This is a genomic window from Prevotella conceptionensis 9403948 (assembly GCF_000312305.1).
GTDB lineage: Bacteria > Bacteroidota > Bacteroidia > Bacteroidales > Bacteroidaceae > Prevotella > Prevotella conceptionensis.
In genome coordinates this window covers 180,554-193,060 of record NZ_HE999446.1, presented here as the reverse complement: position 1 = coordinate 193,060, position 12,507 = coordinate 180,554, and the positions used below count along the sequence as shown (strand labels likewise).

Below are 12,507 nucleotides of genomic sequence, written 5' to 3'. Positions count from 1 at the left end.
TCCTATGTGTTGTTTTCCTTCTGCCATTGGGCGGATGAAGGTTTGCAGCTTGTTGTCGGTTTGGGTGAAAGTCTTGTTCAGTGCCACGGGATAGTTGGCCTCGTTGCCTGCTGCCACGCAGATGATGGCACTGTCTGTGCAGCCGGCTAAGTAGCGGTTCATCACGCTAGTGCTGTCGTGCGAGCCCAGGTTGCTGCCTAACGAGAGGTTGATGACACAGGGCTTGGCCTGCGGCCCTGATAGGCGGGCGTATTGGTAAACGTCGTCTATGCCCAGTGCGATGAACACGTCGCGCAGATCTCCGCACGAAGCCACCAACTCCGATTCCGTTGCTATTCCGTAATAGGGATTGGGCATCTCGACGTTTTTCGAGGTCTTGTTGTCCTTGGTAACGGCAACGGTGGCCTTTCCCTTATATCCTCCGGCCATAATTCCGGTGGTGTGGGTGCCATGAAACTGCCCTCTGTTGTCGGTTTCAAAGTCTTCAATGGCAAACACGTTGTCCATCGATTTCTTGTGTTTGGCTATTTCGGGCAACTGCTCTTTGGGGAAATAGCTCTCCCAGATGAACCCGTCTTTGCCTGCACTGCTGGTGTACAGCCTGCTAACATAACCGTATCGTGTGGTTCCGTCGGGTTTAAGAAAGTTGATGTTGTTGGGATCGATGCCTCCGTCTACGATGCCCGTAACCACTCCTTTGCCCGTATAGGCTTGCGGCAGGCCAACGCCTTGGTGTATTTTGTTTACGCCAACGGCCTCTCTAACGCGGTCCATTTTCTGCGCAACAGGCCGCGACAGTTGTATTCTGCGTACGCATTTCAGTTCGGCGATGCGTTCAACGCCATTTAGCGGCATGCTAACGATGGCGATGTTGCCTTTTACCCGAAGTACGCTCACATTGTTTTCGGCAAGAGTTCCAAGAGCCTCCTTCCCGTCAAACTCAATCATGCCAATCGTTCGTTGGGGGTTAGCGTTGCCCTTACCGATGCTTCTGGTTTGTGGGTTGTAACGTGGAATTTTAAAATTAAGCTCTTCTTTCAACGTAACTTGGCTTTGCAAGTCGATTTTCGACTGTGCATAGCCTCCCAATAGGAGGCCAGCACAAATGGTAGTGAGAAATGTTCGCTTCATTACTTGTTGATAAAAATTTTCTTTCCGTTAATGATATATAGCCCTTTTGGAAGGTTCTTTTGTTCATCAACGCGCGTTCCGTCGAGTCGGTAAACCACGCGCTTGTTGGTTTTGTTGGCTGCGGCTGGGTTGGCAATGCCGTTGGTGGAAATCCCGTTGAACCATATTTCAAGGCGGTCGCCGTTAGCAAATTCAAGTTCGTAGGTGTGTCCTCCTCCGCCCGTTGCTTCAACTTCTTTTCCGTTGAGCCGCACTTTAAGTTTGCTCAGGTCGTTTCCGTCGAAGGCCAGTGTGAAGGGGTTGTCGTCTTCACCGAATTTGATGGTGTTCTCTCCGTTGTTCAGTTGTACTTCCGTTCGGTCTTGTCGGTTGAAGTAGAAGAAGCGGTCGGCCAGTTGTTTGCTGTCTATAAACACCGTAGCCGTTTTGTCGCGTTTGGGTGCCGAAGTCTCAACGCCGATGTTCATTCCGTTTTTCAGCGTTATTTCGTACACGCCGTCGATGTTGTTCGTATATTGCTTGCCGTTCAGCCTTAGCACTTTAATCTTGCATCCGTTTTTGGCTCTCACCTTAACCACGCAGTTCGTTTCGGGCAGTTCGATGGTGTTCATGCCGTCTTGTAGAGCAATGTGGTTTTGGTTGTAGTCCCATCCTTGGTATAAGATGATGTTTTCGGCATGGTCTATATAGAACATGGCCTTTACCTTTCCAAGCTTATGTGCGGCTATGTCGATGTTCATGTCGTCGGTAATCGTGAGGTTCAGGCTGCCGTATATGGTGTTTGGCGTTCCGTTCACCTTCACCGCATCGATGGCGTGGGTGGTGGTGTTGAACGTGATGGAGAGCCTTGAGCCGGCCTTTACCGAGAAATTGGGGTCGGTGTAGTTGGTTACGGGCTTGCCGTCTACGGTAACGCTGCTTACAACACCCTTGGCTTCTTCGGTGTTGAATGCGAATTTAACGCGGCAGTCTTTGTCGGGATAGTTTGCGGTGATGTCGATCAGTCCGCCGTCTTTGGGCTTAACTGTGTAGGATGTGTTGCCTTTGGGCAGTTGCAATCCGTCTACCACGATGCTGTAAAGCGGTGCGGCCGTGTATGATACTGTGCTGATGACAATTTCTTTCTCCACGTCGGGAATCCAATGAATGGTGTTGTCGCCATTTTTTAGCGCCACGTCCGTAAATGTTCCAGAGCGTTGCATCTTCACTTTTGCCGCATTGTCTACCTTAACGGTGCACGAAGCTGTGCGTAATTTGGCGAAGGTGTTGGTGGTGATGTTGATGGTACACCCATTGTCGTCGGGCAGGTTGACGTAGACGTAGCAGCTGGTCATGCTGTAAATGTTCTGTTTTGTGTCTCCCTTGGCGGTTTTCTTTACCACGTCTACCAGGCAGTTCCCGTCTGTAGCCTTCACTTCAAACGAGCCACTTGCGGTAATCGGGATGTTGTTATCTCCGTTAACAAGGTTGTTTATCGCAACGCCGTTAACCTTAATACTCACTCGGCTGGCATCATCAACGTTTATCTTGATGTTGCTGTCGGCATAAGCGGCCGACGAAACCATAACTAAAATTGTTCCTAAAAGAAACGAGTAGAACTTCTTCATAGGCTCAAAACATAAAAAAATGCAGCGATTGTTGTTGTTTGGTTGATACGAAATTTCCAATGGTTAGGCGGTTGGCGCGCCCAACTCTGTCTGTGTTACAGGACATTCGTGGTGGGTTGAGCTGCTTCAATCTACCATAATCGTTCCTAACACGGCGGTAAAGTTAGTGAATAATGTGTAGAAAACCCCTTTAAAGCTGAACTTTTTTGCAATTTTGTTGCTGACATTGTCTTTTCTGTATGATATTTGTTTGAAAAGTGTACGTAATGTTACATTCCAGCGTTTTTTATTCGTTTTAAGGGGTGAAGAAAGCATATTGTTGACGTTTAGCTATCTTTTTGTTTCTTTTTGCGATTGATTGAGGCGGATATTTGTGTTTTTTGTAAGAGTAAGAATGGTATGCTCTTTCACTTTGGTAGTTTGGTAAGACGCAAGCAAAGCGTGGGTGCTGTCTTGGAATTTAATGGTGCTATAAGTGGAAGAGGGGGGATTATAGTCAACCGACATTAAAAAGATGAGGTGTTGTCTAGCCGTATGAAGGGCAGGTCGGTGATGGTGGTCTTCATGCGGTGGTTCTTTGTGTGGTCAAACGCTACGCGGTAGTTGGGAGCGTGAAATTTTGTTCTGTGCCAATCATTATCGGCCGCTTGCTTTGCCTATGAGTGGAACGCGCGTTTCATGCCCAATTTGGTTTGATTATAAAATGGTGTCGTTGAGTTCAGGTTTTCTTCTGTTTTCCTGATGGGTAGGTTAACCTATGGTGGGGCGACAGCCCCTTGGAAGTGGGGTGGGGGACAAAGAGATGTGTTGGTTTCTTTGTATAATAAGTTGGGCGTAGGCGGGCTGTTGCCAACAAGTTGCAGGCCATGCGTGGGCTTTGTACGGCTTTTGGCGGGGCTACCGGTTGCTAGTTGTGATGTTGCGAGCCCCTTGCGGTGCGCCTCCCTGCCCCCTGTGGCAGTTAACAAGCCCCCGTTGCGTGTGTGCAACGCCACTTGCGATGTGGCTACAACGCCGTTTGTACGATGTTTGTAGCCGCCATGTTGCAGGTAGTGTTTTAAACACAAATGCTTGCAATACCAATAAAAGGGGTGGTCAAGTGCCTGGCCGTCGGCCTGTCGCTTACCTTATTCAGCTTTCTCTTCCTTTCTAAATGGCAGGCAGTTTTTCCATTTCGAGGGTTCGCCTTTGCTCTCGGCCTTCTTTGCCTCCACATATTTAAGAAACTCGTAAAGCCCTTGGCGAACGGAGCGCAGGCCGAATTCCTCGGTGTGGATGTCTTCGGGAGCGAGCCAGAAACACTCGGCGGCATCGTCCATGGCTTGCAGTTGGCTCTCGTCTTCCACCTCGCAGCGGAAAAACAGGTCGAGCGTATGCACGTCAAATCCAGCGTAGCGGTAAACGTTTGGTTGGCTAAACAGGTATTGGCAATTGGTTACGGTGAGCCCCGTTTCTTCTTTCACCTCGCGGCGCACGCCTTCTTCGGCCGTTTCGTTGGTGTCCGAAAAGCCGCCGGGCAGGTCGAGTGTGCCTTTCCCCGGGTCTTCTTTGCGGCGTTCAACAAGTAGTTCGCCTTTGGCATTAACGATGAAAGCCACGTTGGCACTGCTGGGATTGAGAAAATATTCGAAACCGCAACTCTTGCAAACCTTGCTCTTTTCAGTGTTCTCTTCAAAGCGCGAGCTGCCGCAGCAGGGGCAATATCTAAACTTCTCTAATGGGTGCATATCCTAAAAGCGTTTTGTTATTCGTTTGCAATATTACGAAAAAGTTGCGAATTTGGCAAGCTTTCGTGCGTTTTTTGATTTCTGTCAATTCCTAAAACATTCGTTCCGAAAAGGCATTTTCAACTTTTATTGATGCCGTGTTTACCTTTAATGGGTCTAAATTTGAGCTGCCAACACAAGATGAGCACTCCTCTTTATATACATAGCGCGGGAACAAAAGGCTACTCGCGGGTAGGCAAGCACGAGATAGCTCAACAACTCTCGCAGGCATCAACTCGTCAATTCACAGGCTCAAGAACTCATCTGCTTATAGTCTCCTCAACTTGCAAACTCGTCAACTCAATAACCCACCATCTCAAAAACGCGAGAACTCATCAACGCACAAACGCACAACCTCCCCAAAAACAAAACGCACAACCTCCGCAAAAACAAACTCAAAAACTTATCAATTCGTCTGTTCACCAACGCACAAACTCACCAACCCCAAAATAAGCAAAACTCAAAAACTCATCAACTCGTTTGCTCATCAACTCAGGAACCCACAAACCCCAGAATAAACATAATTCAAAAACTCATCAACTCGTCTGCTCCTCATCTCAAAATCTCCTCATCCAAAAATCTTAAAATCATTATTTTTATTTTACAAGCACCTTCTAATTTTCATGTTGTTCTAGCGTAAACATTGGCCATAAAGTGGCTAAAAAGACACCATTTTCATCCCTTTCACGCCCCTTCCCTTGTCTGCTTTTAAGAAAACAGCTGCATTTTGCACCTTTTTGTCTCTCTAGTTTGGTGGTAGGCTCATGATTTTTCAGGCCCAAATGTCCCCTTTTATACCCTAAAATCCCCCTTTTTAACGCCTATTTTACCCTTTTCGGCCATGTGTTTCGTGGTTTTAGAAGGTTTTGTTTATACCATTGCGGTGGATATTTATGCTTTTCGCCTTGCATTTAGCGGCATTTTGCACTGCGTTTTGCACCATTTTACCTTGCGTTTAGCACCAAAACGCACTGCATTTAGCACCAAAACGCACTGCGTTTAGCACCAAAACACACTGCGTTTTGCACCATTTTACCTTGCATTTAGCGGTAAATAGCCCCAAATGTGGTGCAGATGGTGGCGTTTTTAAATAAAAATACATTTTGCAGCATTCGCACACTACCCCCTTTTTGCATCAAAACAAACCTTCGCAAGAGTCGATTTTTTGCGGCAAGGTGGGCCGTTGGTGGACAAAAAGGGCACTCATGATGTTAAATTTTTTACCGAATAGTTTACATCAGCTGGCGTATTAGCGAATGGGCAGGTTAACAAGAAGACAAGTGGATAAGTAAACGGGGTAATCGTTCTTCTCTCGTCCCTCGAAAAGTGCGTTTTCTCGCCATGACAATGTTCGGGCAAGCCCGACATTGTTCATTTGGCTTAACGAAAACGTTCTTCTCTCGTCCCTCGAAAAGTGCGTTTTCTCGCCATGACAATGTTCGGGCAAGCCCGACATTGTTCATTTGGCTTAACGAAAACGTTCATCTTTCGGGTTTTGACATAAACACGTCCATTTTGACATAAGAACATAAGAAACATAAAGAAGTCCTCCTTGCTTTCTCCTCATTATATGCCACGGGGAAGATGCTTTCAACTTGTAAGGAACGTATTGAAAGAACTCCCACCAGACTACCTTTTTGAGGCATAGCCATGTTTTGCCACATGCAATGAGGAAATAGTTAAGACGTCTTCTTTGTAAGTTCGTGAGTTTATTGTGTCGTGAGTGTATCTGTTGGCAGAATTAGTTAAGCGCGTACTTAATTAATCTCGCCAACGAATTCACCATTCTAAGTTTTTACTTTTTGATAATTTTACCATCATTCCTAATTATATAATTCCTAACTTTCTGCGGAGACCCCAATGATGTAGTCTTAACCTTAACAGAAAAGTTCTTATCAATTTTGAAGGATGTAACCTCCTCCAACTCAGGGCCACCTGGTTCATACCAAATGCCTTCAACATAAAGGTCTGATATAATGGTATTATTCTTTATTGTCAACAAATAAAAACGATAGTCAAAATCCCCGCAGTCCATTGGTACTAAGATCAAAGACACGTTTCCTTTATTGGGTAAAGGTAGGTATCTTAGTTTGTTTCCTCCATCACAAATAAACGCTGAAGCACCTTTCAACAACTTACTTTCTATCCGATTGTATTTCACGGTCTTTATGTCAATACGTTTATCGTATGGCAATGTATCATTGCTCTTCACCAGGTGGCTCTTATTGGTTAATGATATGAATTGCCGGTTAATACGTTCTTCTACACAAGAAGGCTTTGCCGCTTGTTTTGAATAAGTTGGCATTTGCTCAGGGCCAAATGCTTTCTTTGAAGTAGCTTTACATGCGCATAGGGCCAAGAAAGATAAAATAATAACACATCTCATATCTAAATTTGCTTGGTGGAATTAAATAGATTAACGTGATTAAGAGGATTTACATATCGCTGGTTTTTAGCAACTTGGTAGTGTTTAGACTGTTAAGTTCAAACCAAGATATGCACAACCTTTACACAAAATTCGTCAAAATCATTGAGATATACAAGCAATTCTCTGAAAACTTGTCAACGAATATGCCAACATTCCTCGCTGTGGCTCGGTTATATTCTCGCTTTTTGGGGTCGTTTAGGCAGGTTTGATGTGCTTGGCTCCTCTGTCGTTCTTGGCTCTTTAAGCCTTTCAAGCCTTCAATGCAACTATGTATTTAGTGCTATTGGACAATCTTGCCCACCTATAAATTCTAAAAATGCGATGCTTTCTAGCAGTATTAACCGTGTATGTCCCTATAAATGCTAACTTTTCAAGTCCAATGAACGGAGATAACAACACCTTGGAAATTCTCTTTTAACATAATTCTTCTTTCGCAATTAGCACATTTTGTGGAGAAAAGTGGGGGAAGATGGGGAAAAATGATTAACTTTGGCGGTAGTTTCCATCTAATAGAAAAGAATGCGGTTCTTGGGTAACACAGAAGCAAAGACAGACGCGAAGGGAAGGGTGTTCTTGCCCGTCGCTTTCCGCAAGGTGCTGCAAGCATCGGGCGAAGAAAGTCTTGTGCTTTGCAAAGACCTGCACCAGCCTTGTTTGGTGCTTTACCCAGAAAGCGTTTGGAACGAACAGATGGATGCGCTACGCAACCGACTGTCGCGTTGGAACGCCGCCCACCAACAGCTTTTCAGGCAGTTCGTGTCTGATGTGGAACTCGTTACGCTCGATGGAAACGGGCGTTTCCTCATCCCGAAACGTTATATGGCGATGGCTCAGATAAGCCAAAGCATTCGTTTCTTGGGCATGGGCGACACCATAGAGATTTGGAGCGAGGCCAATACGCAACAGCCTTTTGTGGCTGCCCACGACTTCGGACCGGCCGTTGAGGCCATCATGGCAATGCCGGAAGGAGAAAACCAATGAACAACGACAACATCATTACAGCCCAAGGATATCATGTGCCGGTGCTCCTTGACGAGAGCGTAGGCGCATTGAACATCGTTGAAGGCGGCGTTTATGTAGACGTAACCTTTGGCGGCGGCGGACATACGCGCCATATACTTTCCAAAATGGACCGTACGGCGCGCCTTTTCAGTTTCGACCAAGATGCGGATGCCGAAGAAAACACGCGCCGCGAATCTCCCGACGGGCAACAACCACTGGCCAACGACGAGCGGTTTACCTTTGTGCGGAGCAATTTTAGATACCTAGACAACTGGATGCGCTACTACGGCGTAGACCATGTTGACGGCATATTGGCCGACTTGGGCGTATCGTCGCACCATTTCGACGACCAAGAACGCGGTTTCTCCTTCCGTTTCGATGCCCCGCTCGACATGCGAATGAACAAGAACGCCACCTTAACCGCCGCGCAGGTGCTGAACACCTACGACGAAGAGAGGTTGGCCGATGTGTTTTTCCTTTATGGCGAGATACGCCAATCGCGGCGCATAGCCTCGGCCATTGTAAAGGCACGAGCCAAAGCCGCCGTGCAAACCACACAGCAGTTTGCGGCCATTGTGGAGCCTTTCTTTAAGCGCGAACGCGAAAAAAAGGAGATGGCCAAGCTTTTCCAAGCCCTGCGCATCGAGGTGAACAACGAAATGAACGCCCTCAAAGAGATGCTGCAAGCCGCAGCACAATGGCTGGGAAAAGGTGGGCGACTGAGCGTAATAACCTACCACAGCCTGGAAGACCGCATGGTGAAAAACTTTATGAAGACGGGAAATGTGGAAGGAAAACTATCTCAAGACTTCTTCGGGCGGGCGCAAACGCCATTCGCGTTGGTGAACAATAAGGTGATTGTGCCCACAGACGATGAGCAACTGCGCAACCCGCGGAGCCGAAGTGCAAAACTTAGAATTGCAGAAAAGAGATGAAAGACAAAGACATGAACACGGGCGAACCCGACCTTCGGTTTACAGTGGAACAGCCGAACGAGGGACCAGACCCTGTGGAGACATTGAAGAACATAGCCAAGCGAGAGAGCGAGGCCGCAAAGAAAGCGGTCGCGAAAGGAGAGAAACGCCCAAACGGAGACAAAACGGGCGGGCGCGAGCGCACAAACGAGGATGAGACCGAAACAAAAGACACCGCAACCGATGAGCTGCCCACGCTGAAAGAGGCCATTATGGAACAAGCCACCGAGAGCGATGCACCATTGACATCGAACCTCACCTTCATGAAAATCATTGGTGGCGACATCCTCAACACATCAACCATACGCAAGCAGATATGGTTGTTGCTGCTTATCACGGCTTTCATCTTTGTGTATATCGCCAACAGGTACAGCTGCCAACAGTATCTCATCGAGATAGACCAGCTGACGAAAGAGTTGCAAGACGCCAAGTACAAGTCGCTGTCGAGCAATAGCCAAATAACCGAGAAGAGTAGGGAGAGCCATGTGCTGAGGTTGCTGCGCGAAAGCAACGACACGACATTGCACATGCCCGACCAACCACCATATATAATAAACGTTCCCGAAGAATGAGCAAGTTCGAGTCGAAGAAAATCATGCCGCGCTACACCTTCATCACCATTTTGATGACGATGGTGGCCATTGCGGTGATTGGCAAGACGCTTTATATCATGATGGCTAAGCGCGACTATTGGATGGCCGTGGCCGACCGTCAGAAGAAAGACAGCGTGAGCGTTAAGCCCATGCGCGGGAACATATTGAGCTGCGACGAGCAACTGATGGCCTCGTCGTTGCCCGAATATAAGCTGTATATGGACTTCAATGCCCTGCGCGAGGCCAAGAACGACTCGCTGTGGGAGGTGAAACTCGACTCCATTTGTCAGGGCCTGCATGCCCTCTTCCCCGAAAAGTCGGCCGCAAGTTTCAGGCACCACCTGGAAGAAGGGCGTAACAAGCAAAGCAGGCATTGGCTGTTGTTGGACAGGCGCGTGGACTATAACACCTATACCGAGGTGCGCATGCTGCCCGTATTCAACCTGTCGAAGTATAAGAGCGGTTTCCATACCGAAGAATTTAACGCGCGCCAACGTCCGTATGGCTCGTTGGCAGGGCGCACCGTGGGCGACATGTATGGCGCAAAAGATACGGCGCGCTTTGGTTTGGAACTGTCGTACGACTCAATCTTGCGCGGCTCTAACGGCATTATCCATCGCCGTAAGGTGCTCAACAGGTTCCTCGACATCCTGGACACGCCCCCCAATTGATGGCGCCGATATCGTTACCACCATCGACGTGGGCATGCAAGACTTGGCCGAACGCTCGCTTCTCGAAGAGATGAAGGAGATTAGCGCAAGGGTGGGCGTGGTGATTGTGATGGAAGTGGCCACGGGCGACGTGAAGGCCATCGTTAACATGGAACGCTGTCAGGACGGCGAATACCGCGAATTGAAGAACCATGCCGTGAGCGATTTGCTGGAACCTGGCTCGGTGTTTAAGGTGGCCAGCATCATGACGGCCATAGACGACGGCGTGGTAGACACCGCATATCAGGTGAACACGGGTGGCGGAACGTGGCCCATGTATGGCCGAGAGATGCGCGACCACAACTGGCGGCGCGGTGGATATGGCGTGCTGTCGGTGTCGCGTTCGCTCGAAGTGAGCTCCAACATCGGTGTGAGTCGGGTAATCGACCAATTTTATCACAACAATCCCGAGCGGTTTGTGCGCGGCATATACCGCCTGGGGCTTGGGTTAGACTTTCAAATACCCCTCGTAGGCTCGTCGCCGGCAAAGATTCGCATGCCCAAGAAAGCCCCCAACGGACAATGGGTGAATTGGAGCAACACGGCCCTGCCGTGGATGAGCATCGGCTACGAAACGCAGGTGCCGCCCATCTCGATGCTGGCTTTCTATAACGCCATAGCCAACGGCGGCAAGCTGATGCGTCCGCGTTTTGTTAAAAAGGTGATGAAGGATGGCGTTACCATCATGGACTTCCCCCCAGAGCCGATGAAGGGCTACGAACAGATATGCAAACCCCGCACGATAAAGCTGATACAAGATGTGCTGCGCAAGGTGGTGAGCCAAGGGTTGGCTAAGAAAGCCGGCTCGAACCTCTTTCAGGTGGCCGGCAAAACGGGCACGGCGCAAATGTCTAAGGGTGCGGCAGGCTATAAAAGCGGTAGCGTAGACTATCTGCTAAGCTTTGCCGGCTACTTTCCGGCCGATGCTCCGCGATACAGTTGCATCGTCTGCATACAGAAGACGGGCATCCCCGCATCGGGTGGACTGATGTGCGGCCCTGTTTTTAGGAACATAGCCGAGGGCATCATGGCCAAAGACATCAAGCTGGATGCCCGCGATGCTCGCGACAGCTCGTCGATACTCTATCCCGAAGTGAAGTCGGGCAATGTTCTGGCGGCCGACTATGTGCTGTCGCACCTTGGCGTAAAGACCTTTGTAGACTGGAAAGCGGGCGATGCCAACACGAAACCCATTTGGGGGCAAGCCACCATCGAAGGCGGAAAAGCCGTATCGCTGAAAAGAACAAGGCAGTTTGTGCGTTCGCAAATGCCCAATGTGCATGGCATGGGTGCACGCGATGCCGTGTATCTGGTGGAAAGTCGAGGCGTGAAAGTAAGGCTCGTGGGTCGCGGCAAGGTGGTTAAGCAGAGCATAGAACCGGGTACGCCGCTCAAAATGGGCATGAAGTGCGAACTGGTTCTGGAAGGATAAGCAATATATACGGCCACGGAGAGGGGCGCGAGGCATGCGATGTGCGCACCCCTTTCGTTGGCGAAACAAAACAATAACGACAATGACACTTAGTAGTATTCTAAAAAACGTGAAACCCCTAAGCGTGGTGGGCAACGCCGAAGTGCAGATAACCGGTGTGGACATTGATTCGCGAAAGGTTGGACCGGGCCACCTCTTCGTGGCCATTAAGGGCACGCAGGTAGACGGACACGCGTTTATCGACAAGGCCGTGGCGCAAGGTGCGGTGGCCGTGTTGTGCGAAACGATGCCGGCCGAGCTGCCCCAAGGCGTTACGTTTGTGCAGGTGGAGAGCACCGAAGACGCCGTTGGCCCCGTGGCAACGCTGTTCTACGGCGAGCCTTCGAAGAAGTTGAAACTGGTGGGCGTAACGGGAACGAACGGCAAAACCACCATCGCCACCTTATTATACGATATGTTCAGGAAGTTCGGGCATCGTTGCGGACTGCTCTCCACGGTGTGCAACTACATCGAAGACGAGGCCATACCTGCCGACCATACCACACCGGACCCCATCGCGCTTAACGCCTTGCTGCATCGGATGGTGGAGGCGGGGTGCGAATATGTGTTTATGGAGTGCAGTTCGCATGCCATTGCGCAAAAGCGCATTGGCGGATTGACTTTCGCTGGCGGCGTGTTCTCGAACCTCACACGCGACCATCTGGACTATCACAAAACCTTCGAGAACTATCGCAATGCCAAGAAAGCCTTCTTCGACATGTTGCCCAAGCAGGCGTTTGCCATTACCAATGCCGACGATAAGAACGGAATGGTGATGGTTCAGAACACGCGCGCCACGGTGAAGACCTATTCTACGCGGAGCAT

Annotated in this window: 9 protein-coding genes and 2 pseudogenes; 6 read left to right on the top strand and 5 right to left on the bottom strand. The window is 49.1% G+C overall.

What is annotated here, in order from left to right; all coding sequences use genetic code 11:
- From BN93_RS07020 to BN93_RS06995, 5 genes are all read right to left on the bottom strand, one after another.
- The coding region (locus tag BN93_RS07020; protein ID WP_157462771.1) for a S8 family serine peptidase at positions 1-1,131 on the bottom strand (1,131 nt) is incomplete at its 3' end.
- Positions 1,131-2,738, bottom strand: a complete 1,608-nt coding sequence (locus tag BN93_RS07015) for a hypothetical protein (protein WP_019187632.1) — start codon at positions 2,736-2,738, stop codon at positions 1,131-1,133. The genes BN93_RS07020 and BN93_RS07015, both read right to left, overlap by 1 nt.
- Before the next feature lie 1,127 nt (positions 2,739-3,865).
- Positions 3,866-4,465, bottom strand: coding sequence for an NUDIX hydrolase (locus BN93_RS07005; RefSeq protein ID WP_019187629.1), 600 nt, complete (start codon positions 4,463-4,465; stop codon positions 3,866-3,868).
- A 1,288-nt stretch (positions 4,466-5,753) separates the two neighbouring features.
- Entirely contained in the window at positions 5,754-5,960 is a 207-nt protein-coding gene (locus tag BN93_RS07000; RefSeq protein WP_019187627.1) for a hypothetical protein, read from the bottom strand.
- A 339-nt stretch (positions 5,961-6,299) separates the two neighbouring features.
- The gene (locus BN93_RS06995) at positions 6,300-6,890 is read right to left on the bottom strand and encodes a hypothetical protein (RefSeq protein WP_019187626.1); all 591 of its coding nucleotides are present in this window, start codon (positions 6,888-6,890) and stop codon (positions 6,300-6,302) included.
- A 35-nt stretch (positions 6,891-6,925) separates the two neighbouring features.
- Here BN93_RS06995 and BN93_RS18560 point away from each other — a divergent pair.
- The 6 genes and pseudogenes from BN93_RS18560 to BN93_RS06970 all read left to right on the top strand — a co-directional run.
- A pseudogene (locus BN93_RS18560) lies at positions 6,926-7,104 on the top strand (IS982 family transposase); the annotation flags it as partial.
- Positions 7,105-7,451: 347 nt separating this feature from the next.
- Positions 7,452-7,913: a division/cell wall cluster transcriptional repressor MraZ gene (mraZ, locus tag BN93_RS06990; RefSeq protein WP_019187625.1), complete on the top strand. Its 462-nt coding sequence runs from the start codon at positions 7,452-7,454 to the stop codon at positions 7,911-7,913.
- Positions 7,910-8,869 carry a 16S rRNA (cytosine(1402)-N(4))-methyltransferase RsmH gene (gene rsmH, locus BN93_RS06985; RefSeq protein WP_019187624.1) on the top strand — a complete coding sequence of 320 codons (960 nt, stop codon included), beginning with the start codon at positions 7,910-7,912 and terminating at the stop codon, positions 8,867-8,869. The genes mraZ and rsmH overlap by 4 nt, the downstream gene beginning before the upstream one ends.
- On the top strand, positions 8,866-9,480 hold the full coding sequence (locus tag BN93_RS16715) for an FtsL-like putative cell division protein (RefSeq protein WP_019187623.1): 615 nt from the start codon (positions 8,866-8,868) through the stop codon (positions 9,478-9,480). Before rsmH ends, BN93_RS16715 begins: the two co-directional genes overlap by 4 nt.
- Positions 9,477-11,643 (top strand): annotated as a pseudogene (locus BN93_RS06975) (penicillin-binding protein). Before BN93_RS16715 ends, BN93_RS06975 begins: the two are co-directional and overlap by 4 nt.
- Before the next feature lie 82 nt (positions 11,644-11,725).
- On the top strand, positions 11,726-12,507 hold a 782-nt coding region (locus BN93_RS06970), incomplete at its 3' end, for a Mur ligase family protein (RefSeq protein ID WP_044260057.1).

Bases quoted from the DNA above. Each gene is read 5' to 3' on its own strand.
- BN93_RS07015 (WP_019187632.1), bottom strand. From the start codon at position 2,738: ATGAAGAAGTTCTACTCGTTTCTTTTAGGAACAATTTTAGTTATGGTT.
- BN93_RS07005 (WP_019187629.1), bottom strand. From the start codon at position 4,465: ATGCACCCATTAGAGAAGTTTAGATATTGCCCCTGCTGCGGCAGCTCG.
- BN93_RS07000 (WP_019187627.1), bottom strand. From the start codon at position 5,960: ATGTCGGGCTTGCCCGAACATTGTCATGGCGAGAAAACGCACTTTTCG.
- BN93_RS06995 (WP_019187626.1), bottom strand. From the start codon at position 6,890: ATGAGATGTGTTATTATTTTATCTTTCTTGGCCCTATGCGCATGTAAA.
- mraZ (WP_019187625.1), top strand. From the start codon at position 7,452: ATGCGGTTCTTGGGTAACACAGAAGCAAAGACAGACGCGAAGGGAAGG.
- rsmH (WP_019187624.1), top strand. From the start codon at position 7,910: ATGAACAACGACAACATCATTACAGCCCAAGGATATCATGTGCCGGTG.
- BN93_RS16715 (WP_019187623.1), top strand. From the start codon at position 8,866: ATGAAAGACAAAGACATGAACACGGGCGAACCCGACCTTCGGTTTACA.